Annotated in this window: 24 protein-coding genes; 12 read left to right on the forward strand and 12 right to left on the reverse strand. The window is 63.2% G+C overall.

Going from position 1 to position 19,834, the window contains the following annotated elements:
- Nucleotides 1-950: 950 nt before the first annotated feature.
- From ACIPV2_RS00165 to ACIPV2_RS00180, 4 genes are read right to left on the reverse strand one after another with little or no spacing between them, the layout of a single operon-like run.
- A complete protein-coding gene (locus ACIPV2_RS00165) occupies nucleotides 951-1,385 on the reverse strand; it encodes a hypothetical protein (protein WP_400836836.1) in 435 nt (144 codons plus the stop codon).
- Nucleotides 1,382-1,855, reverse strand: coding sequence for a hypothetical protein (locus tag ACIPV2_RS00170; RefSeq protein ID WP_400836839.1), 474 nt, complete (start codon nucleotides 1,853-1,855; stop codon nucleotides 1,382-1,384). Before ACIPV2_RS00170 ends, ACIPV2_RS00165 begins: the two co-directional genes overlap by 4 nt.
- Before the next feature lie 54 nt (nucleotides 1,856-1,909).
- A complete protein-coding gene (locus tag ACIPV2_RS00175; protein ID WP_400836841.1) occupies nucleotides 1,910-2,374 on the reverse strand; it encodes a hypothetical protein in 465 nt (154 codons plus the stop codon).
- 14 nt (nucleotides 2,375-2,388) lie between these two features.
- The gene (locus ACIPV2_RS00180) at nucleotides 2,389-3,234 is read right to left on the reverse strand and encodes a hypothetical protein (RefSeq protein ID WP_400836843.1); all 846 of its coding nucleotides are present in this window, start codon (nucleotides 3,232-3,234) and stop codon (nucleotides 2,389-2,391) included.
- A gap of 93 nt (nucleotides 3,235-3,327) precedes the next feature.
- On the opposite strand from ACIPV2_RS00180, the gene ACIPV2_RS00185 reads away from it, so the two are divergent.
- Nucleotides 3,328-4,527, forward strand: coding sequence for a DUF5677 domain-containing protein (locus ACIPV2_RS00185; protein ID WP_400836846.1), 1,200 nt, complete (start codon nucleotides 3,328-3,330; stop codon nucleotides 4,525-4,527).
- Between the two features lie 403 nt (nucleotides 4,528-4,930).
- Here ACIPV2_RS00185 and ACIPV2_RS00190 read toward each other — a convergent pair whose 3' ends face one another.
- From ACIPV2_RS00190 to ACIPV2_RS00200, 3 genes are all read right to left on the reverse strand, one after another.
- Entirely contained in the window at nucleotides 4,931-5,788 is an 858-nt protein-coding gene (locus tag ACIPV2_RS00190) for a GIY-YIG nuclease family protein (protein ID WP_400836849.1), read from the reverse strand.
- Between the two features lie 188 nt (nucleotides 5,789-5,976).
- Nucleotides 5,977-6,183, reverse strand: coding sequence for a hypothetical protein (locus ACIPV2_RS00195; RefSeq protein ID WP_400836852.1), 207 nt, complete (start codon nucleotides 6,181-6,183; stop codon nucleotides 5,977-5,979).
- A gap of 450 nt (nucleotides 6,184-6,633) precedes the next feature.
- Complete coding sequence (locus ACIPV2_RS00200) at nucleotides 6,634-6,990, reverse strand: Lsr2 family protein (protein ID WP_400836854.1); 357 nt, start codon at nucleotides 6,988-6,990, stop codon at nucleotides 6,634-6,636.
- A 49-nt stretch (nucleotides 6,991-7,039) separates the two neighbouring features.
- On the opposite strand from ACIPV2_RS00200, the gene ACIPV2_RS00205 reads away from it, so the two are divergent.
- The 8 genes from ACIPV2_RS00205 to ACIPV2_RS00240 all read left to right on the forward strand — a co-directional run bounded on the left by ACIPV2_RS00205 (nucleotide 7,040) and on the right by ACIPV2_RS00240 (nucleotide 12,348).
- A complete protein-coding gene (locus ACIPV2_RS00205; protein ID WP_400836857.1) occupies nucleotides 7,040-7,753 on the forward strand; it encodes a hypothetical protein in 714 nt (237 codons plus the stop codon).
- Between the two features lie 102 nt (nucleotides 7,754-7,855).
- Nucleotides 7,856-8,374 carry a hypothetical protein gene (locus ACIPV2_RS00210; protein ID WP_400836860.1) on the forward strand — a complete coding sequence of 173 codons (519 nt, stop codon included), beginning with the start codon at nucleotides 7,856-7,858 and terminating at the stop codon, nucleotides 8,372-8,374.
- Between the two features lie 76 nt (nucleotides 8,375-8,450).
- Complete coding sequence (locus ACIPV2_RS00215) at nucleotides 8,451-9,047, forward strand: hypothetical protein (RefSeq protein WP_400836863.1); 597 nt, start codon at nucleotides 8,451-8,453, stop codon at nucleotides 9,045-9,047.
- 89 nt (nucleotides 9,048-9,136) lie between these two features.
- Nucleotides 9,137-9,901: a metallophosphoesterase gene (locus ACIPV2_RS00220; protein ID WP_400836866.1), complete on the forward strand. Its 765-nt coding sequence runs from the start codon at nucleotides 9,137-9,139 to the stop codon at nucleotides 9,899-9,901.
- Between the two features lie 265 nt (nucleotides 9,902-10,166).
- A complete protein-coding gene (locus ACIPV2_RS00225; protein ID WP_400836873.1) occupies nucleotides 10,167-10,562 on the forward strand; it encodes a DUF898 family protein in 396 nt (131 codons plus the stop codon).
- A gap of 132 nt (nucleotides 10,563-10,694) precedes the next feature.
- Entirely contained in the window at nucleotides 10,695-11,060 is a 366-nt protein-coding gene (locus ACIPV2_RS00230) for a type II toxin-antitoxin system VapB family antitoxin (protein WP_400836876.1), read from the forward strand.
- A complete protein-coding gene (locus ACIPV2_RS00235) occupies nucleotides 11,057-11,461 on the forward strand; it encodes a PIN domain-containing protein (protein WP_400836879.1) in 405 nt (134 codons plus the stop codon). The genes ACIPV2_RS00230 and ACIPV2_RS00235 overlap by 4 nt, the downstream gene beginning before the upstream one ends.
- Nucleotides 11,458-12,348 carry a nuclease-related domain-containing protein gene (locus ACIPV2_RS00240; RefSeq protein ID WP_400836882.1) on the forward strand — a complete coding sequence of 297 codons (891 nt, stop codon included), beginning with the start codon at nucleotides 11,458-11,460 and terminating at the stop codon, nucleotides 12,346-12,348. Before ACIPV2_RS00235 ends, ACIPV2_RS00240 begins: the two co-directional genes overlap by 4 nt.
- Nucleotides 12,349-12,353: 5 nt before the next feature.
- Here ACIPV2_RS00240 and ACIPV2_RS00245 read toward each other — a convergent pair whose 3' ends face one another.
- Complete coding sequence (locus ACIPV2_RS00245) at nucleotides 12,354-12,605, reverse strand: helix-turn-helix domain-containing protein (protein ID WP_400836885.1); 252 nt, start codon at nucleotides 12,603-12,605, stop codon at nucleotides 12,354-12,356.
- Between the two features lie 778 nt (nucleotides 12,606-13,383).
- Between ACIPV2_RS00245 and ACIPV2_RS00250 the strand changes: the two genes are divergently transcribed.
- A complete protein-coding gene (locus ACIPV2_RS00250; RefSeq protein ID WP_400836888.1) occupies nucleotides 13,384-14,052 on the forward strand; it encodes a hypothetical protein in 669 nt (222 codons plus the stop codon).
- A gap of 9 nt (nucleotides 14,053-14,061) precedes the next feature.
- Here the strand turns inward: ACIPV2_RS00250 and ACIPV2_RS00255 are convergent, their stop codons facing one another.
- The 3 genes from ACIPV2_RS00255 to ACIPV2_RS00265 form a co-directional block, all read right to left on the reverse strand.
- Nucleotides 14,062-14,379, reverse strand: a complete 318-nt coding sequence (locus ACIPV2_RS00255; protein WP_400836891.1) for a hypothetical protein — start codon at nucleotides 14,377-14,379, stop codon at nucleotides 14,062-14,064.
- A 317-nt stretch (nucleotides 14,380-14,696) separates the two neighbouring features.
- A complete protein-coding gene (locus ACIPV2_RS00260) occupies nucleotides 14,697-15,341 on the reverse strand; it encodes a hypothetical protein (protein WP_400836894.1) in 645 nt (214 codons plus the stop codon).
- A 327-nt stretch (nucleotides 15,342-15,668) separates the two neighbouring features.
- Nucleotides 15,669-15,875, reverse strand: coding sequence for a hypothetical protein (locus tag ACIPV2_RS00265; RefSeq protein ID WP_400836897.1), 207 nt, complete (start codon nucleotides 15,873-15,875; stop codon nucleotides 15,669-15,671).
- Nucleotides 15,876-16,022: 147 nt separating this feature from the next.
- Between ACIPV2_RS00265 and ACIPV2_RS00270 the strand changes: the two genes are divergently transcribed.
- The gene (locus ACIPV2_RS00270; protein ID WP_400836900.1) at nucleotides 16,023-16,193 is read left to right on the forward strand and encodes a hypothetical protein; all 171 of its coding nucleotides are present in this window, start codon (nucleotides 16,023-16,025) and stop codon (nucleotides 16,191-16,193) included.
- A gap of 554 nt (nucleotides 16,194-16,747) precedes the next feature.
- On the opposite strand, the gene ACIPV2_RS00275 is transcribed toward ACIPV2_RS00270, so the two are convergent.
- Complete coding sequence (locus tag ACIPV2_RS00275; RefSeq protein ID WP_400836903.1) at nucleotides 16,748-18,667, reverse strand: DUF4365 domain-containing protein; 1,920 nt, start codon at nucleotides 18,665-18,667, stop codon at nucleotides 16,748-16,750.
- A 78-nt stretch (nucleotides 18,668-18,745) separates the two neighbouring features.
- On the opposite strand from ACIPV2_RS00275, the gene ACIPV2_RS00280 reads away from it, so the two are divergent.
- Nucleotides 18,746-19,429 (forward strand): hypothetical protein, encoded by a 684-nt coding sequence (locus ACIPV2_RS00280; protein WP_400836905.1) that lies wholly within the window; start codon nucleotides 18,746-18,748, stop codon nucleotides 19,427-19,429.
- The last annotated feature ends 405 nt before the right edge of the window (nucleotides 19,430-19,834 follow it).

Genomic DNA, 19,834 nt, shown 5'->3' on the forward strand with positions numbered 1-19,834 from the left:
ATCAGCGCGGGTGTCGTGGCGCTCAGGCATTTCGTTCTCGTACGACATCTCGCTGATCACCTCGCAGGGCAAGTGGCCGGTGTCGATGGATACCGGCAACTGAACCTTCACAAGCTCGCGCCTCGTCCCAAGTAAGCTCGCGCCATGGATGACCTGGAGCGGCAGCGGGATCTTCGGCGGGCACGCGATGCGATCTTCAACACGCCGAACTGCCCGGATGCCTCACACGCATGGAGCCGCTCGAGGTTGATTACATGACGGTGTGGCGACGCCCTGAGTGTCGGTTCCAGTGCTAGCCGCGTTCGCCGACTGGGCGTTCCTGGTCCTCGCCGATGGTTGGGACTGGTTCTGGGCACTGCCACTCGCCGACCAATGGCCCTCGCCGTACAGACGGCCGGCCGTGTCCGTTGCCGCATTTACGTGGTCTCTTCTAGTCGGGTCGGTGCAAGCTCTGGTGGAGCAAGGAGTGCGACAAAAGACGGGCTCAGCCGTGGTGCTCGTTCCGGACTGGACTCGGTGGCACGCTGACATCGCGGTCGCGGTCTCCGCGGTCGTACTAATGCTCGGTGTCTGCGTGGCAGGACTCGCTTGCGCGGATAGGTTCGCCATAGCGCTCGTCAGCTCGAGCCTGACGATCTTTGCGCTTGCTACCGGCACACTCGCCATACTCGGCGTGTACCGCGCGATCAAGAGCGGAGTCGTGCACCGCCGCTGGTGGTGGACCTGGCCGCTGACGTTGATGTTTTTGGCTGGGATGTTCCTGGTGCTGGTGGATACCGCCGCATCACTCGCTGACTATCAGGTGCCATGGAGCTGTGACTCGTAGATAGTGCCGGGTGCGGAACCGCCCTGCCACCAGATTTGCGAATCGGGTCTACGGCGCCTTTCCTAGACGCCGAGGCCAACCGTCATATCCGGCAAGTTTGACTCCCTAAGCTTGCAGGCGCGGGCTAGAAGTCGTACAGGATTCCGGTGTACTCCCCGGTGTACTGGACCGCGGAATCTCCGACCTTCACCTTTGCCTTCTTGGGATCCAGCTCTTGCTGGACACGGGACTCGTCACTGGCGAGCGTTTCGTGCCGTGTAGTGCCTTGATTGAGATGGCCGAAAGTACCGAAAATGCCGGGCGATGTGTGAGCGCGGAAGGTTCGTGCCACGCTGGACCGAGAGGCCACATGGATCACCTTGACTACCGTCTTCGCGATCCGGATGGAATCGAGGACTTCGCCCGTATCCGGATCCCGAATTTCTTCGCCCGCGTCGCTCAGAACGGCGAACTTCATGCCGACCTGCACGTCATCGTCCTGACCTTTATTGAGGGCCAGATCCGTGTTGTTGAGGACCCGGGCTACCTTCGCGTGGATCAGGTCGTCTTCGTCCGTCATGATTCTTCGCCCTTCGCTTCGGACATCCTGTTAGCGGTTTCGCGGTCGAGCAGGTCCGGATACGCTCTCGTCCAGTCCTCCAGGTTCGCGATGAGGCGATCTTCTACTTCACTCAGCTTGACGCTGATCACCCCAATGTCTTCCCGCGCCTTGCCGCCGGGCCTGCTGTCGAACGCGACTTCCGCCATCGTTCTGACATCGACGACCCGTTCACCAATCGCGGCCAGATGGCGCACGACGATACGCGCAGCGGTGAGGTTGGGGCCTCCGGGACGTCTCGAAACGAGCCAAGCGCCACCCAGGTTGAAGAGGCCCCCGAGTATCACCAGTAGAGCGCTTTGAGAGCCGGTCGGCGGGCTTTCCGCCGATGCAGCAAACGCCAGCCATCCAGAAGCGCTTAGCCCCAAGGTGAAGAGCACCAGGCCGACGCCGATGCGTCGGTGTAGTACCCAGTCCCAGAGGCCGTTCATAGGTCCATCTTGACACTCGGGCAGGGCATCCACCCCCAAGGACAACGCCTGACGCTACAAGTTCTCAGTCAGCTCGGTGTCTGACCTGGTCATACTGGGAGGTGAAGTCGCGGCGGGTAACCTTTCGGCATCGGCCCCCGGTCGAGGCACGACGAGGAACCAGACCTCATCGAACTTGCGAATCCGAGCATCATCACGTATCCGCTCCACTCGAACTCGGCCCTGAACGGCAAGATGATGACTCTCCGACAGTTTCACCATGTCGGGGTTGAGAACGATGAGATTTGCTCCCTCCCCCCAGGTCACTGACCGGTGGTAAAAGTCCGCGAAGGGGTGCGCTTCAAACCACGCGCGATCAGCCGCGGTGACGTCGTCGATACACATTGCGACGGGGCAGAGCGCCGCGTGAGTAATGCGCAGACCGTCGATGTGTGGTTCACAATCAAGACACGGGATCTCCGGAACGTCAACTGGTTTGAGCTTCTCGATCAGCGCGCGATGCTCGTCGCTAATTGCCATACTCAGACCTCGCTCTAGTCCTGGGGTTCGTCGGGCTCATCGCTAGGGTCGCGCATCCCGAGGAGCTCGGCATCGAAAAGCAATTCGTTGAGCATGTCGACGTCTCGCTCTCCAGTGAGTTCCGTTGCTAGGTCCCTCACCCAACTGTCGAAGCCGGTACTCGTCGCCTGGCTGATCACCCCGATAAGATCCTTCTCCCGGAGGACCCCCCGCCTCCTCACTCGATCAATGATCATCCGAAGGCTCCGTATGTCCGCGCTATGCTGCTCAGCCGCATTCGGCCGTAGGGCGCGTCGGACCTCTGAGCGGAGGCGACGGATCTGCTCAATGATCTCCAAATTGCTCTGGGCGATCGGATCGCCACTTTCCTCGATCTGGAGGAACTGCTTAGCCCCTGAGAGTGGTGTCTTCACCTTCGCTGGATGCTCGGATGCGTAAGTCGCGAAATCCCTCAGCGTCTTCACTGCCGTCGCCAGATCCCTTGGGTTGGTTAGGTTGTATCGCACCAACCGCATGTCTTTAAGGTCGAAGGCGGGCCTCTCCGAAGCGATCTGGAGATGGACAGTCGGGCGCTCGTAACCGTGAGCGATTGCTACCTCATAGTAGACATTTGGGTTGAAGCTTGTGAGGTCCGCCACCACGAGGTCAGCTTCGAGGATCGACTCGACAATCTGAGGAGTGATCGCTCCCGGATTTGAATCCTCATCGCCGCGAGTGACCTCATAATTGTCCCCAACTGCTGGCTTGACGAGGTACTCCAGCACCAGGTCCGCATCTTCGCGTTCCTTGCTCCCCGGCTCTCCGATGGTCGACACCACGAAGCACTTCAATTTCGCGCTCTTTTGACCTTCTGCTCCCATGGCAATGAAGATACCGGAGCGAGCACGCTGGTAGAGGCGCGGGCGCTCGCTGTCGTGCGGATGCTCCATTCAGTACGGCGGTAGGTTTGTGCGATGTCGGACATATTTGGCGATGCCAACGACGCGTCGAGTGTAGGAACAGCCTTTGGGCACGGTCGAGCAGACGTAGGTAACTTTGGCCACGAGATCCGCGGCGAGGCAGTTGAGTGGCCGTCTTCGCTGTTCGCGCTCCTACCTGAGGCCGTCAGCGAAGACGCTGCGGCGTGGACCGAGACCCTCCTTGGTGGGCCCGCAGGGCTGTATCCGTCGCTGTCGTCCGACGCGTCGCGACTCATTCTCACCGCCACGGTCAACGATGCCGTGTCGCTGATCTCGCACGTCGACCATCTGGATGGTCGATCTGCGGCCCATTGCGCGAGAGCGCTATTCGAGCATCTCATCAACGCTCAGGATGTCGAGGCGACACCAGCGAACGAGCAGAGGTATATGGACCACCGAGCTGTCACTCAGGAGCGAGTGTCACAGCGTCGGTGGTACCTGCCGCTACTTGACCCAGTAGCTCGCAGGAAGGAGACCGCTCGTCTGGACAAGCTCGGCCGCGGCATGGAACGCACGGTTAGGCGGCTGGTTGCGAGTTATGGCAGCGGCTTTCGCCGGTCGTGGGCCGAACAGAACTTGAAAGATCGAGCCGACAAACACGGCTTCGGCGCCGACTATGACGGATACCGGATTCTTTCGTCCGTGATCCACGGGAGTAGCGGCTCGATGGCGGGTGTTGTTCGTGAGATCAACGGGGCAAGGGTGCACCGCACCGGTCCTGATCTTGATCTCGCGGCAACCGCCTATGTAGAAGGCATGCGAAGCGCATACCAGTACTTCGACCGTATGTTCATTGCGACGGCCCGCCCCGAAGCGGCGGCACTGCGCGATGGAGCTGAACGACTCCTTGCGCACACGGGACACGTGCGCGACGGGCTGGCGCGCATCGACCGGATGCTATGGCCCGCCTACCCGAGCCCACCCCCAGCCGCACTGCTCGCCTTCTACAGAGGAGGCCGAGAACGGTGGTTCGTCTACTACCCCCAGACGCAAACTGTAATGCGCGCCGACAAGCCCAACACCGACGCTAGTCTCCTCGACGAGGTGCGTCGACGCGCCCGAGAAGCTGGATGGGTCAATCCGGACGGACGACCGATCACAGTTATCGTTCCCGGCGTCGCGGTAACCCCTCGAATCGGGGCGCAAGCTGTTCCTGCCGGCTCGATCATGGTCCCTCCGGAGCTCAGGCGGTAGCGGAACGTGGGTGCCTGTTAACCGTCACCAGCTCAATCGATCGCGCCTCGTGGGTTCCCGGACGCCGGCTGCGCTTCAACGAGTCAGACAGCCCAGCGCTATGACGGCAGGGGAGGCGTCCAGATCGAGAAGCCCGCCACTGGCATCGACAACACTTCCGAGCACTCGATACCACTCGCATCTTCGCGCTTCAGACCACTCGCATCTTCGCGGTTCAGACCACTCGGTCATTCGCCGGGGAGAACCCGCTACTCGAATGTTCCCGCCGGAGCTAATGCTCAACCGGGCCAGCGGGGGCGCGACGTCGCTGAGGGAGCCGCGATCGCCAGCGTCGGCAACGAGATCAAGCGCCGTGATGTTCCCTTGGTCGAGGATCACGCCGACACCCGCTGAGCCACGGTTCTCAGTTCCAGTTCATCCCGTGCGCTCGGCTGTCCAGCGCGTTCTTCCAGAAAGACTCGCGGGACAAGATCCTGTCGGCCCGGGTCTTGGGGTCGAAGATCTCCAGGATCGAGTACTGGAAGTTCTCCACGATGTGCGCGTCGCCGAGGTCTGTGCGCAGCTGCTCGAGCTCCCGGTTGCCGCCGGTGAGATTCTTCAGGTGCGCGTAGCTGGACCAGCGCTGCCACAGGCCGTTGGCCTCTCCGGAGGCTGAACCGACGTACAGCCGTCCGTTACTGAGGTCCGTGATCACGTACACGCCCTTCACGCTGGAGAGCGCGTCCCTCCAACTGGGCTCATCGCCGGCGATGATGCGCTGCATCTCGTGATGCCGCAGTCGGACGTTCTGGTATCCGGGGAACGTGCCGAGCTTGACGTCGGGTGCGAGCTCGTAGACCTCCGGGGCGAGCAGGCTCTCCTGAAGCCCCACGTAGTGGCGCAGGTACGGAGTTCGACCGATGGGCCTGTCGAGCTTGATGATCAGGCGCTTGATGTACTCCTCGTGCAGCGGTAGCGGTGTCAGGTCGTAGCCATGATCGTCGAACCGGTCGGGCTTGATCTCGGTCACCTCGTACGCGCCGCCGAAAATGAAGTACTGCGGCCCATAGGGGTAGTACTGGGCGAACGACAGCAGGTAGCGAGCGCCGCCCATGTTGTTGTTCGTCTGCTTGGTGCGCCAGCGGCCGAAATTAAGCCAGCGCTCGTGCTCGTCCATGAGGAAGTCCAAGGCTTCACCGCTGCCGTCGCCGGAGCGCATGTTGAACTTCACCTTCGTGAGCTGCGGCTCGGGGACGGGCAGGAAATCGGCGAAGGTGATCAAGACATGCTCCCGTCGTTCCGGTGGCGGGCGAATGGACGCCCCGCACATCACTCTACGGAGACGCCCGCACAAGCCTGGCACGGGCCGTGCTCGCGCTGATGCGTGCGCTGAGGACCCACCCGACGTGCTGATGATGAGCTGGGGGTGCTCCTCGATGACTCCCCAACGCATTCCTGGGCGGGCTTAGTTCACTTGCCCTGTCGGGGACCAGGTCGATCGTTGTCGCGCTTGCTTAGGCGAGCTGTCGCTTCGAACAGGGCGGCGAAGGATGACTCCAGTTGCTTAATGCCCCCGGCCTGCTCGAGGGAATTGCGCGCTCCGAGGGTCCCGTCCTGATCATGTTTCGGATGGATGGCTGCGTAGTCCGTATGGTCGCCGGCCATGATCAGCGCCATCGCCATTCCTCGGGCGAATGCCACAGCCTCTCTGTACGTGGGGTCGAACCCGATGTACATCCCCGGGCGCTTGATGAACGCACCGGCCATCGACGCCGGTCCGAACGTGCTCAGCAATGAAGGCGCTTCCGGAGTGTCGGGGGTCCGGCTGTCTCATCGATCATGTGCCCACCTTCTCATCGGGGTCGGACACCGCGAGCGGAGCGGAACTCGCATCCAGAAACTGCGTTGGCAGACCTGGATTCCGGGTCAGTCGAAACGCTGCTCCTCGAACGGATCCACCACCGTGTGGACACCGTGCAGAGGGCACACGAACGCGGTCCTCATTCCCTGCTCCGTAGTGAGGGGCGAAGGCTCACAGTCGCGACCGCATTCGGAGCATGTCCGGTACGTCTCGTCACCTTCGCCAACGCTGCCCGGGAGATCGGCATTCATCGTGGCTGCCCGGACTCAGTTCGCGGCATCGTATGCCTCGAGCACGGACGCCGGCACGCGGCCGCGGTCGGAGACTTCGTGTCCGTTCTCGCGCGCCCAGCTGCGCACGGCAGCAAGATCCCGCTTCGCGCCGTCCTGGCTGACCCGAGACTCACGCCGCCCGCGCCCCACCTGATTGCCGCCGGCGGAGACACGGCGCCCTGCCTCGATCCACGGCTGCAGCGCGTCGCGGAGGGCCTGGGCGTTGGTCTCTGACAGGTCGATCTCGTATGCGCGGCCGTCGAGCGCGAAGCTCACCTGCTCGCCTGCGCCGACCTCGAGGACTGCACCGTCGATGTCGTCGACGAGCTGATGGATGATTCTGCGTGCCATAGTGCCGACGGTATCAGCGCCGGCACCTGCGCTCCCCGAGGGTCAGGCCGTGTTCACCCTGGCGATCGAGCAGTCATCTCCCGCACGGCAGTCACCTGCCGATAGTCCATCTGAAGCCCTGACCGACAGGAACTCCATGATCACGAAGACGTCATCTCTCGTAGTGCTCGCGCTAGTGAGCGCCATCGCGCTAACCGGATGCACCGCGGACGCAGCGCCGCCGAAACCTCGCTCGGACGCGAGCGCGCCTGCACAGCCGTCGCCGCCTCCCACTCCGGACGACCCACTCGAGGGCAAGGTGAGCGGTGACCCGATCGACGCGGAGCTTGCTTCGACCATCAACCAATCCTGGTCCGGTCTCGCTGACGATAAGGCGTACCAGATGCCCTCCGGCGAGTGGGTGTACCTCAAGGGCAACGAACCACTGCCGACGAACGTCCACGACGCCGTGACAGGCATCCTGCTGGAAGCCGGACGGCCACAGCTAGTCACATCGAGATACGACGAGAGCGCAACGATCCGCTTCAACGAAGCACAGAAGGCTCAAGCGCAAGCACTCGGACGTCACATCATCATCGTCATTCACGCGATGAACTCCGATCCCAACGGTGGCCCGGACCACCCTCTCTGGTCGACCGGCACCGCTCAGACCGGGGGCTATAGCGGAACGAGCGAAGCTGAGGCGAGAGCAGTCGTCCAGTCGTGGGTCGACAAGAGCCCCGGAACCCGCGCCATGGTCGTCTTGGACGGCCTGGCCGGCTGAGTCAGCCGGCACTACCGCCGTCGCTGCCGTACGGTTCCCGTCCCATCAACGTCCGACGCCACCTCTAGGGTGGGCGGAGACCTTGAGAGCCAGGAGTTCGCAATGACCGCGATGCAGACTGAGATCATCGTCGCCCCTTCGCTCTCGGAGCTGATCGACGAGTTCACCACGGTGCTGCGCGAGCCCGCTCAGGCGGGCATCGCCACCAAAGACGCTCATCTCTCCGTGCTCGCTCACGTGCGCGCTGGCTACCTGAACCAGAAGCAGATCCCGATCACTCCGGACACCTCTGCAGAACGCGGCGCCATGGTGGCACTCCGACACGCTGCCCAGCGGGCGAGCATCCTGCGCGTGCAGCTGCAGGGAGACCTCCAGCCTGCCGACGACGAGCGTCTGACCGTCACGCACGACGAGGCGGGGCGGCTCAACCCCATGGGCCTCTTCGAGACCGAAGGGCTGAGCGCCGGCATCTACCCAGTCAGCGTGCTCGCTCCGTCCCTCGCAGGTGCTGTGCCTGCTGACCAGCTGCAGCAAGCTGTTGGCGACCCTGACACCATCGCGTTCGTCCAGGTCGAGGAAGCTCTCGACTGGGAGACCTGGATGGACACCTTCGCTCGCTGATACGGGACGCCCGATCTCGCAGCAGCGCAGACCCCAAGCCCCTCGCACAACATCCGTTCGAACCAAGGAGAACTGCATGGTCAAGCTCATGACACTCAACGAGCTCATCGGGATCGCCCGTCGCGGCGGCATCACGCTGGAGCGCGTCACCGACGAGCACCAGGAGAACCTCTACGTCTACACCGATCCCGAGGGTCACATCCTCTACATCGGCAGCGCCGCGTCCGCGAAGCGCGGTCGCGACGAAACTCGAATCGCCGGTGAGGGATACATCGACCGTCTCGGTGTCGGCTTCTCCGCGCTCATCACCGAGAACGACGGTGTGCGTCACAGCTTCCGCTACGACCCGGCGAGCTTCGACCCGCAGGTGATCCTGCAGGAGGAGGAGCAGTGGCAGGGCAGCTCGATCACCCCCGTGCTCGAGCGCCTCGCCAACGGTGACGCACCGACGCTGCGCGAGGTCGAACACGTCCTGGTGCGCATCCCGGTGTGCACGGGGCGTCTCATCGGCAACTCGCAGTACGCGTCCCAATGGGAGGGTCCGTCCGGCAGGTTCGAGAACGTGATTGCTGTACTCGCGGCGTCCTATGCGCGTGCGCACGGGGACCTGCCGGGCGGGACTGCCGTCGATGCCCCTGAGGGTGCCGCAGAGCCCGTCTCCAGCAACGCCTGACGCTCATCTTCATCGCCTGAGTCCTCCTCGCTACGACAGCGGCGAGGACTCAGGTGCATCCTCATCACTGAGCCAGCCCCAAGGACGCCATGCCCACCTATGCCATCTCCGACATCCACGGTCACGCCCTGCAGCTGCGGACGGCGCTCGACGAGATCCCGCTGGACGATCCGGCTACTCAGCTCGTCTTCCTCGGCGACTACATCGACCGCGGCCGGGACTCGCAGGGAGTGCTCGAACTGGTCAGGCGGACACAGCAGGATCAGCCGGATCAGGTCACCGTCCTCGCGGGCAATCACGACCGCTGGTTCCTCGACTGGCTCGACGCCGCCGACGACGAGCTCTCCTGGCTTATGAGCGACATGGACCTGGTCACGGTGAAGTCGTTGCTTGAGCCCATGACTCTTGCGCGCGCCCTGGGGCACGAAGATCCGACCTCGGACGCCTCGAGCCTGGACGGGCAGACGATGAACCGCAACATCAAGGCCGCCGTCCGAGCGCAGCACGGCGATCTGATCGCGTGGATGCACTCCCTGCCGCTCGTCCATGAAACCGACTCGCATGTCTTCGTGCACGCCGGCGTGGACGAGGACGCGGGCGAACTCTGGCGCCACGGAACTCCCGAGCATGTCTTCACCGAGAAGTTCCCGGCCACCACCGGACCGGTGCGGATAGGCAAGCGGATCGTTGCCGGCCATGTCAGGACGACAGAGCTGCACGGTGACCCAAAGAACCACACCGTGTTCGCCGATGAGGGGCACATCTACATCGACGGCAGCGTCGAAACCACGGGCGTGCTGAACGTGCTGCGCCTCGAGGACGACGGCTCATGGTCGGAACGCGCGGTGGGCTGAGCGCGCCCGCACATCCCGACGCGGCACGCATGCTGCTCGCTCGATCGCCCTCACAACAAGAGCCGCCGATATCCCCATCGAGCGGCTCTTGCTGTGTCCCCAGCTCTACCTACAGCCGCAGCCCCTCGATGCAGCACGAAGAACGTATACCGGCGAGGCCACGGCTGTCGATAGTGCATCGTGCGCCCCTCGCTACCCGAAGAGCGCACCGCCCGGTGCGCACTCTGCCCGGCTGCCCTGAGCAGCGCGAAAGGAACGACCCGACATGACCACGCCCGAGATCGCCACCGGCACTCCCGCGGCCCCCGCCGCAGTCCCGGTGCCTGCCCCCGGCACGCACCGCCTGCCTCATCTGCAGTTCGGCTTCACCGGCGGCGCCGGCAGCTGGCTCTGGGTCGGCATCGCCGGCTTCTTCGTCACCGTTCTCACCCTCGGCATCTGCTACCCCTGGGCGATCGTGATGACCTACCGCTGGAAGACCAAGCACACCTGGATCAACGGCCAGCGCCTGCGCTTCACGGGATCCGCCCCCGGGCTCTTCGGCCACTGGGTCAAGTGGTTCCTGCTGTGCGTGATCACCCTCGGCATCTACAGCTTCTGGGTGTATCCGCGCCTGCAGAAGTGGATCGTCGAGCATCAGGAGCTCGATCCCACCAGCTGAGCACTTCGAGATGCGAGCAGCACCCCAGGGTCATTCCGACGCTGGGGTGCTTTTCGCTCCCAGGAGGTAACCCGCTCGGCCACAGAACGCTTGTATAGTGCTCTATACAAGGATTCGGGTGAAGGAGGGATCATGGCTGTCACGTCCATCGACATCGACCAGAACGAGCTGAAGCACGCCAAGGAGCTCGCGGGTACGACCTCCAACCGAGAGACCGTGGACCTGGCCCTTCGAACACTGATCGCCGTCCGCCGCCAGCCTGCCGCGGTGGAGCGCATCATCGGCCGTCGCTTCGAAGCTGACCAGATCGATGCGCCGACGATTGATCCGTCCGCCAGTTCCCGGCCCATCAAAGACGAGTCCCGTGAGAGCAACACGCGGCAGAAGAGCCAAGGTGCGGTTAGCACGAAGTCTGCGCCTCAAGGGAAGAGCACTGTTCGAAGCGCGACGTCCGGGCGGTTCATCAGTTCTTCGCGGGGCAAGAGCTCAGCACGGTGAGCACGTACCTCGTTGACAACAGCATCTGGCAGAAGGCCAACACGAGCGCCCGGATCGCAGACCGGCTCAGAGCCCTCTCCCCGAATCATCTGATCATCACCTGCCCTCCGCAGGTGCTCGAATACTGCCACTCGGCGCGCAATGCCCAGGAGTATGAAGAGCTGCGCGAGGACATGGAGCAGCTTCTCCCCGCTTGGGAGCACCCCTCTGAGCAGGACGCCCTGGACATCCAGCAGGCGCTCTGGCGTAAGGGGTTCGTGCGCGCCGCCGCCGCGTTCGACTGTCTCATCGCCGCGTACGCCGTCGTCAATGACGCAGTGATTCTGAACTCCGACCGCGACTTCGGATATCTTGAGCTTGCGACCGAAGGACGGGTTCGCCAGGAGTACGTGCCAGCATGACTGGCGGAACGGTCCCTGACGAGAAGCAGATGCGCCTCCGCTACGACGGCATCTGCCACCTCTGCGGCACGGTTCTGCCGGCAGGTACGCACGCTGTCTACGAGCGCGCTGCCCGCCGGGTGCGCTGTGTCAGCTGCCGTCCAGCCGAGAGTCGAGCACCAGCCGACGTTGCCCCCGCCTGGAGCGCCCCGTTCGAGCAGATCCAGACGGCATCGGAGCGCACGCTCGAGTCTGCCGAGATCGACGCGGGCACCGCGGGCGCGTCAGCGCGCCGTGAGTACGAGCGTCGCCGCGACAGCCGCGAGCAGCGTATCCGCTCGAATCACCCGAAGCTCGGTGGACTGATCCTGGCTCTCTCCGATGAGCCGGCGAGCACCCGCTCCTGGGAACGGGGCGCGATCGGCGAAGAGAAGCTCGCGGCGCGGCTCGAGAGACTGCCTGCACCCGCACGGTCGCTGCACGACCGGCGCATCCCCCGCACTCGGGCAAACATCGACCACATCGTCGTGGCGGACTCCGGGGTCTGGGTCATCGACGCCAAGCGGTACAAGGACAAGCGCCCGGCTCTCCACGTCGAGGGCGGCATCCTCCGTCCCCGAGTGGAGACGCTCAGGATCGGCGGCCGCGACGGCAGCAAGCTCGTCGCCGGCGTGCACAAGCAGATCGCTCTCATGACAGACGCCCTCGGCGACCCCGGCATCCCCGTCCTGGGCGCACTCTGCTTCCTCGACGCCGACTGGCCGATGATCGGCGGCAGCTTCGCCGTCGACGACATCCAGGTCCTCTGGCCGCGACTGCTCCCCAAGCGGATCGCCGGGACCCCCGACGCAGCGATCGACGTCGACGCCGTGCACGCCCGGATCGCGAGAGCGTTCCCCGTTGCCTGAGGGGCTCAGCGCTCCTGCACGAACATCGCGGAGCTGACACCCGCCAGCAGCACGCCCGCATCGACCCCGAGGGCCTCGGCGATCCGCACCAGCGAGTGCACGTTCATCGTCGCGCGCCCCGCCTCATAGCCGCGGATGTTCGACGAGTCGATCTTGCTGGCGACGGCCAGCTCGTCGACGCTCATCGCCCGCTTCTTCCGCTCTGCGCTAATGAGAGAGCCGATGTGCGCTGCTGCTGCCGAAGACGTCCGTGCCATGGAGCCAGGGTACTCGTGCCTCACTCATTGAAGACGCAGATGCGCGCTTCCCGTGCGCCGAAGTAAATAGAGTAAATACGAATCAATACGATTCGCCCGGAGCTTCGGGCAATGGCGGCGTTCTCGACTGTCGGCAGCAGTGCAACGGCACCCAGGCCGTCGCTCAGCGCGGGCACACGACTGTCATCGCCCGGAGCGACGCGTTAGTGCATTGGGTGAAGGAGCATCTCCTCCGTCAACCGCTCGTGAACGCCAGGAGCGTCGGCGCCGAGGTGGGGATCAACGGCGTCACCGCGCAGAACGAGCGTTGGCAGCTCACCGCAGAGCAGGCCGACGGTGTGCGTCACACTTCAGCGAGCAGGCCGGTAAAGTTACCAACCTGATCCATCGTTGGTAAAGTTACCAACATTCGAGACGCTGTCGACAATCCGTTCAACCCGGGCTCTGACGTCATTCCCGCTGTGTGAGCCGGTCGCACCGCGCAGCTGAGCGAACGCTCAGCCTCATCGCCGAGAAGATGGGCCTCAGCAAGGCGACCGACGCTGGCAGGACCTCGCAGAGGCTCGATCGAGAGCGCGGCATCGTTGCTCGCGGATGTCTGTACTCCTTCCGCCATCGCGCCCTGGAGGCCTTCCGGACAACTAGCTGGCCGGAGGTCTGAACCCCACCTCGGGCTCACCTACCTGAGAACCTCTCACGAGCCGCTCCGACATCGCGTCGGAGCGGCTCTTTCGTGCGCCGGCACACCCTCGACCACCCGTGAAAGAAGCGTTCTGACATGACACCCATCTATTCGTCCAACCAGCACGACACAATTTGCCAACGGGTCGTTGGCGAATCCCCAGAGATCGTCGAGTTGCGCCAGGTGATCAACGACATGGACACTGAGTTTCCCAGGCCGGACCGTGCACACCACCAGGAGCCGCGCGATCGGATGGACCCCTATGGCGCTATGCTGACCGCCCGCGAATCGTCATTCCCACCACCCACGCGACTCGAGGCGTTCGACCGGATCGCGACCCTCGTCCAGGAGGGCACGACCTACGGCGACTTTCTCGGATACCCACGCGCGCCGACATGGACGCGGCCGCACGCTGCCAATCGATGTCCACTTCTCCGCCACCGATGCTCGCATCAGCACCTACGCCCACGCCCCGTACAAGGCCCGCAGCACCTCTCGCGCCTGGGAGTTCAGCGATGCAGACGTCGATGTGCTGCGCGCCGAGCTCGAGCGACGATCGCTGAAGGTCCTGACGCACTGGATACCAATGACGGCGTCGCGTTCGTCATCGCCGGCGACAAGCGCTGGAGCGTTCGCCAGCGTGCACCCGAGAAGGAACGTGTCAAGAACCGGCCCGATTTTTCACACGTTTCCTCGACGAGTAAAAGCGCTGCACACATCCGTCTGTCCGACGTGAGCGGCTACCCGTCGCTGGGCGGCTGGTGACGGGCCCGTTCAGCCTCGCCCGTGCCGACCGCCCGGCTTCTTGCCGAAGCGGCGGATGTAGGTCTGCTCCATCTGCCTGAGCTGCTCGCGCTCGAGGTCGCTGATCGGGTCAGCAAGTCCTTCGGCGATGCGTCGCTGGAGGCCGCTGAGATGCGTCGTCTCTTGCGCTGAGGCTCTGAGGCGCGCCGGCAGCGTGATCAGGAAGTGAGCACGACGCTTGCGTTCAGCGCGTATCTGCTTCCGAGCACCCTCCATCGCCCTCTTCGGGTCGTCTACAGGACGCTCGATGTAGCTCGGCTGCGGATCATTCAGCTTGATCTTGCGCATCTCGGCGCACTCCTCCGGCCCGAACACAGCGGCTCGCATCTACAGCAGAGCCCCTGGCCGTTCGGCCAGGGGCTCCATGAAAAACTCAGGCTGACTTCGCCAACTCCAGGATCCACTTCGGAGTCTTCGTCCGAGTTGCCTTGTTGCCTTCGACAACGATCCGGGCCGCGATCCGGCGCTCGGCTTGCGTAGGGGCAGGTCGGCCAGCACGCTTCTCAAGCTCTGCCTGTGTCATCACGCACCTCCCTCTGGGCCTATGTGCTTCAAGTATCCGTCACCATAGCGAGAAAAGTCCACACCAGCACCGGTCATCAAGATCAACGCCCATCACCGACGCGTTCTTCCTTGCTGTCACCGGGAATCGAGGCTGCTGGCGTGTCCCCATTCGTGGTGGAGGACAATTGGACGTCCGCGACAGCCTCCGACCAGTCATCGGTTCCCACGCCGTCACCCTTTGGATCGAAGGTCACGGCCGCCGCAACCTCGGCCAGGAACCGCTTCTCATCCCTTTTCGCGAGCCGACTGCTTTGCAGCGCCGCCACAGCTGCAGCACCCACACGACGTTCCATGTCCTTCGCGTTCGGCTTCGTATACAGATTGAGCGCCCACTCAGCTCGCTGCCACCAGGAGTTCAGGCGCGCCTGATGGCGGGCACCGGAAAACGCCAGGGACGCGGCGACGACGGCCGCGAAGCCACCGAAGCCCGCAGTCGTCAGCCAGTTACTGACCCAAGACCAACCGTCCTTATGCCACCAGCGGCCAACGCCAGTCCACCAGTCCGCGATGCTTTCACCCAGCGCATCGCCCCAGAGCTGCAGAACGACCCCGCCGGCGAGGACGGCGATGAGGCCGACGATCAACCAGACCCATTTCAAGTTGCGCGAGCTCGACTCCTCCTCAGTGGGCAGATCGGACACGATCGCCGACGCAGAGTCGCCGCTCGCCTGCTTGGTGGTGGACACGACGTCATCCTCTCAGAGAGCGCCGACACCTGCTGCAGGGCTCTACGACAGAACGCCAGATGCCGCCCGGCGTGGTCTCGAGTCGACATGCGATCCAGAGCGTAGGTCTGCTCGTTTCCGAGCAGACCCGTGCTTGTGCGTGTTAATCTCAGCTCAGCCCCATCTCACTTCAAGGGGTGTGAATCTAACCGCCGATATTCACAGTTATCCGAACTATCGGCGCCAAGCCCCCTTTTTTCGGGGTTGAGAGCGAAACGGCCTCCGGGAACAGAGCCTGCCGCTGGATCGCGACGCCGAAGCAACCGAGACGCTACAGGCGGGGGCGCTTCAGGCCGATCCGTCTCGGGCTTGCTTCTCGCGCAACGCAATTCGCAGTAGAGCATCGGCGAGTTCAGCCTCGGCATCGGAGGCGCTCAGGGAACCCGACAGGATGCGACGGGCCCGATCCAACGCGTCAGGAGCGACCGGTTTACTCTCCAGCTCGTGCGATTTCTGAATCAACGCGAAGTGCCGCTTCACTTCGTCTTCATCCATGCGTTCAGCGCCTTCCTTCCAAGGACAGGACCAGTAGCGATGTCGACTCTGCCATCGCGATGCGCCGAATCATATAGGGCACCCGCAACGTCTCTCAGAGGTGGACTTTAACTCCCGGCCGGTTGGACGTCGGCATACGCTTGGCAGGTGGACGACTTCGCCGTGCAGCCGCACTGCCCCGAATGCGACATCGTGATGCGCACGGAGCCGCACGCGTTTGTCTGCCCGCACTGCGGCCACCTGCAGCTGCTCGACGAGGTCAAGATGCCGCCGGAGTTCGACGGCGCCGACTTCGACGATGGTCGCCGTCCGACGTAGAATCTATGCTCTCGGCCGGAGGAAGGACACCGGCCATGGGACGACCCAGTGCGCTACGCGAGCACATGATTGAGCTTCGATCGCAGTGGTCGTCCATTCGCGCTGCGGCGAAGCACGGGCCACTGCAGTCGCTTACGGAGCGTGAACTCGCGCTCGAGACCCACCCGCTGACGATCTCCCCATGGGACGCGCAGCGGAAGGCGCGGGCCTGGGTGAGGTTCGGGCCGGAATCGATCCCTGTCTTTGGAAGATCGTGCGCTCTACTCCCATGGCGGCCGGCATTGAGTTCCGATGCGAGGATCAGACCGTGCGGTGCTGGGTGTGGGGCAAAGCCGTGCAACTCGACGAATGACTCAGCGGGGTGGTCACGCGCACCGCGGCCGGCACTCGTGTCGCAGAAGCGGCAGCCCGTTTCCCTCAACAGGGGTACGCCCCATCGCCGTAAACGGTGCACTCGCGATAAATGGCGGCGGTGCCATGCTGCGCTCTCAACACAGGAATTCGACCTCTCTCCCAGGAGCGTCAAGAAGGTTGATGATTCGTGACCAATGGAACTATCTCGCTCCGGAGCGGCGCGGGTCCGTAGGGATGAAGAACGACTCATAGCCTGAACCCTGTTCGGAGTGCAGCCGCATCTCCAACGGCGGCGAGGTGGGCCGTACCGTCTCGAACAAGTCGAGCACTCCCGCCCTCAATTCATCGTCGCGGATCAGTCCCTCGTCCAAGACCACGTCTGCGAAAGAGGACCCGAAATACTTCCATGCGCACAGCATGGCATCCTGTCCGATTGCCGCGCGCGCCTCGTGGTCGAGCGATCTGTCCGCGAGCGATTGACGCAATAGCTCTAACCACAGATGCGGATCGACGTTGATCGTGACAGCGGCGGCAATGGACGCGAAGATGGACTGTTCGCCTTGATCCTCATACACGTTCGCGAGCGTCGAGTGCGCCCAGCCATTCAGCGCGTCCGCGTTGATCGCCGCCATCGCAGCGTCTTTCAGGACGGCCATGTCCTCGGTATCCGGCGGGAAGAAAACTGGTGTCGCGAGGGTCGGTCTGACCTGAGAGTCAATCTTCAGGTCTTCCACGATGAACTCCATCGCTTCGCGTGAGAGACGCCACTGAGCGCCCGCATCGGGAGCAGACCAGATGTCGGCATCGTCGAATGCTTGTCGCGCCTCTCGGTACCTACCGGTTCGCATCAGCACGTCCGCGACGAGAGGGGCAGCCGTCGTGTCGCCGTACTCGATCGCTTTGATATAGCACTCTTCCGCCTCCTCAATATTTCCCAGCGACCAGTGCACCGTGCCCTGTTCTCTCCACCAGTATCCGCGCTCCCTATACCGCGGGTCAGCTTGCGCCGCCTCCTCATAGAGGCGAAGCGCGTCCGCGGCGTCTTCCTCACCGAAGGTGTTCGCCGCGTTATACAGACCCGTGGCTGGCTGGGACCATGTTCGAGCAGCACGGGCAATCTCGTGCGCCACGGCCCGCCTGAGTTCGGGGGTCGGATCTGACGACGAAACCGCAGCTAGGGCGATATTTTGAGCCGGATAATCTTCACGACTAGCTGTGCGCCGAATCAACGTGAGGACCGCTTCGCTTGCGTCATGGCGTGTCAGAAGAGCCATGGCATACCCAAACCCGTTCGCTTCGAGGAGAGTGTGCGTCTCAGGCGCGGCAATCTCCAGGAGCCGGACACACAAGTCCTCGGCACCGACGTTGGCGAGGGAAAGCGATAAGGCAGCTATCACGTCAGATGCGAGTGCTCCGTAGTCTCTCGGACCGTGGAAGCCCCAAGTGATTTGCCGCATCGCGTCGCCGCGCACCCCCGCCATTACTTTCATGTCTTCGATTGAGACTCGGAGATAGGGAAGCTGTGGGTTGCTGTGCACCACCCGTACGAAGGACGGCAGTGAGGATAGCTTCTGAGCGATGGCGCGTTTCAAAGGCGTCGAGCTCTCGCCGTACAATGTGCTTCCGGTCACATGAAGGTCGATAGGTACGTGTCGCGATAGGTCTCGCGCCAGACGCCAAGCCCGCGCCTCCTCCCTCAGTGAAGCCGCCGCGTCGGTGTCGAGCACGTTCTCACAACGCACCTGACGACTGACTGTGTCGGGGTTCTCGTCGTACGCGAGTAGATGCGCCCACCGATACCAGAGTGTTTTGGTGGAGTCGTGACCGATCACGATGAGAGTTGGGTCGGGGGTCTGCTCCCAATAATTCAAGGTCGCGCGCCTGATGGACTCGGCTGGCTGATGACCGCTGCCTCTGTCCGTCGACTTCAACTGAACGTTGAAGAAGATTCCGGTCGTCCGGCCGTTCTCGAACACCTCTACACGCCTGTCGATACCGTAATCCTCTGCGAGCGAGTGAATTACCCATTCGCGCGGCAACACGCCCTCGAACGCACGATTCGACCACGTAGACCGCGAGTGGTTTTGGTGTCTTACGGGCAACTCTTGTGCAGGCAGCATGTTCAGAATTATCGCCCCCTCTGCGCCGCGCATCGGTCAGCGCGCCGAGACCGCTCCGGACTCCGCTACAGTGCGGCCATGAGCAGCGACCGTCTCGATTTCCGACTCCTTTACGCTTTCGGATCAGGCACCGATCCGATGATGCTAGCTTTCGGCGGTGAGCCGGAGGAGATGGCGAGAGCTGTCATCACCCGAGCCTTAGTTCACGTCGGCCGATCCGACGACGGTGACGGCTCGGACTTGAAGCTCTCTCCGGCCGACGTCCTCGGTGACGATCCTCAGGCGTCGGACACACACTTTCTAGTTCTCGACGGCAACGAGACACTGGCTGATCTTCGGCTCGCCATAGGCCCTGAAGACTCTCGGGTCCTACTCCGCCAAGGAAGCTGGGGGGACAGCCAAGGCCCTGAGTACTTTTTGTGGGCCGTGAACGATTTCCTGCCGTTCGCGAGAAATCTCCTGGAGGCGTACGGAGCGGTAGAAGTCATGCGGGCCGCAGGTCGCGCCATTGAGAAGCGACGACACCGAGAAACCCGACGCGAAGCCGAGTACTGGGTGCGGGGAGGATACGGCGAGGTTCATGGCCTGCTTCGCGATCAAGTAGCTCAGTATCGCGCGTGGCCTGTCGCCGACCTTCGCAGCGAGTTTGGGTTGAGCGACGGAGATGCGGCCCAACTAATGAAGGTAAGTGGCTATGACTACGACCCTGCAACCAAGACTTACTATCGTCTCGACTTGTACGGCACCCTCGACCCGAGCTAGACATGCGCGCCCCGCAAGTCAACGCCGCAGGTGGGCAATGGGGACTGCTGCACGTGATCCTCTGTTTGACGATGTCAGCCCCAGCATCCAGGTGAGGTCATCGGCGAGCAGTAGTCGCTGTCGTGGCGCTCACTGTAGTCGTTCATGTTCGCGGTCGGCTTCCCGCATGTTGAGCACGGCCAGTGAGGGCCATCGCAGGTTCGGCTATTGTGGCCATCGAATCCACACTTGCTGCACGTCATGCCGTGAATCGTAACCGAACAGAACGCGGGGATGCCGTGCACCTGATTGTGTGGCGCCAGCACCGTCGCGTCGCTATCCGGACTTCGCGATTGTCACGGGACGTAGCTTGACTCTTGCTTCGAAGACCGACTGCGACACCTAGGCGAAGGGGGACAGCTGGGT

The organism is Microbacterium sp. NPDC089987 (assembly GCF_044748505.1).
Classification (GTDB): domain Bacteria; phylum Actinomycetota; class Actinomycetes; order Actinomycetales; family Microbacteriaceae; genus Microbacterium.

Excerpts from the sequence above, each read along its gene's own strand:
- ACIPV2_RS00200 (WP_400836854.1), bottom strand. The coding sequence starts at position 6,990 with ATGGCACGCAGAATCATCCATCAGCTCGTCGACGACATCGACGGTGCA.
- ACIPV2_RS00250 (WP_400836888.1), top strand. The coding sequence starts at position 13,384 with ATGACACCCATCTATTCGTCCAACCAGCACGACACAATTTGCCAACGG.
- ACIPV2_RS00165 (WP_400836836.1), bottom strand. The coding sequence starts at position 1,385 with ATGACGGACGAAGACGACCTGATCCACGCGAAGGTAGCCCGGGTCCTC.
- ACIPV2_RS00265 (WP_400836897.1), bottom strand. The coding sequence starts at position 15,875 with ATGGATGAAGACGAAGTGAAGCGGCACTTCGCGTTGATTCAGAAATCG.
- ACIPV2_RS00255 (WP_400836891.1), bottom strand. The coding sequence starts at position 14,379 with ATGCGCAAGATCAAGCTGAATGATCCGCAGCCGAGCTACATCGAGCGT.
- ACIPV2_RS00225 (WP_400836873.1), top strand. The coding sequence starts at position 10,167 with ATGACCACGCCCGAGATCGCCACCGGCACTCCCGCGGCCCCCGCCGCA.
- ACIPV2_RS00195 (WP_400836852.1), bottom strand. The coding sequence starts at position 6,183 with ATGGCGCTGATCATGGCCGGCGACCATACGGACTACGCAGCCATCCAT.
- ACIPV2_RS00230 (WP_400836876.1), top strand. The coding sequence starts at position 10,695 with ATGGCTGTCACGTCCATCGACATCGACCAGAACGAGCTGAAGCACGCC.
- ACIPV2_RS00275 (WP_400836903.1), bottom strand. The coding sequence starts at position 18,667 with ATGCTGCCTGCACAAGAGTTGCCCGTAAGACACCAAAACCACTCGCGG.
- ACIPV2_RS00240 (WP_400836882.1), top strand. The coding sequence starts at position 11,458 with ATGACTGGCGGAACGGTCCCTGACGAGAAGCAGATGCGCCTCCGCTAC.
- ACIPV2_RS00215 (WP_400836863.1), top strand. The coding sequence starts at position 8,451 with ATGGTCAAGCTCATGACACTCAACGAGCTCATCGGGATCGCCCGTCGC.
- ACIPV2_RS00170 (WP_400836839.1), bottom strand. The coding sequence starts at position 1,855 with ATGAACGGCCTCTGGGACTGGGTACTACACCGACGCATCGGCGTCGGC.
- ACIPV2_RS00185 (WP_400836846.1), top strand. The coding sequence starts at position 3,328 with ATGTCGGACATATTTGGCGATGCCAACGACGCGTCGAGTGTAGGAACA.
- ACIPV2_RS00210 (WP_400836860.1), top strand. The coding sequence starts at position 7,856 with ATGACCGCGATGCAGACTGAGATCATCGTCGCCCCTTCGCTCTCGGAG.
- ACIPV2_RS00175 (WP_400836841.1), bottom strand. The coding sequence starts at position 2,374 with ATGGCAATTAGCGACGAGCATCGCGCGCTGATCGAGAAGCTCAAACCA.
- ACIPV2_RS00245 (WP_400836885.1), bottom strand. The coding sequence starts at position 12,605 with ATGGCACGGACGTCTTCGGCAGCAGCAGCGCACATCGGCTCTCTCATT.
- ACIPV2_RS00180 (WP_400836843.1), bottom strand. The coding sequence starts at position 3,234 with ATGGGAGCAGAAGGTCAAAAGAGCGCGAAATTGAAGTGCTTCGTGGTG.
- ACIPV2_RS00220 (WP_400836866.1), top strand. The coding sequence starts at position 9,137 with ATGCCCACCTATGCCATCTCCGACATCCACGGTCACGCCCTGCAGCTG.
- ACIPV2_RS00280 (WP_400836905.1), top strand. The coding sequence starts at position 18,746 with ATGAGCAGCGACCGTCTCGATTTCCGACTCCTTTACGCTTTCGGATCA.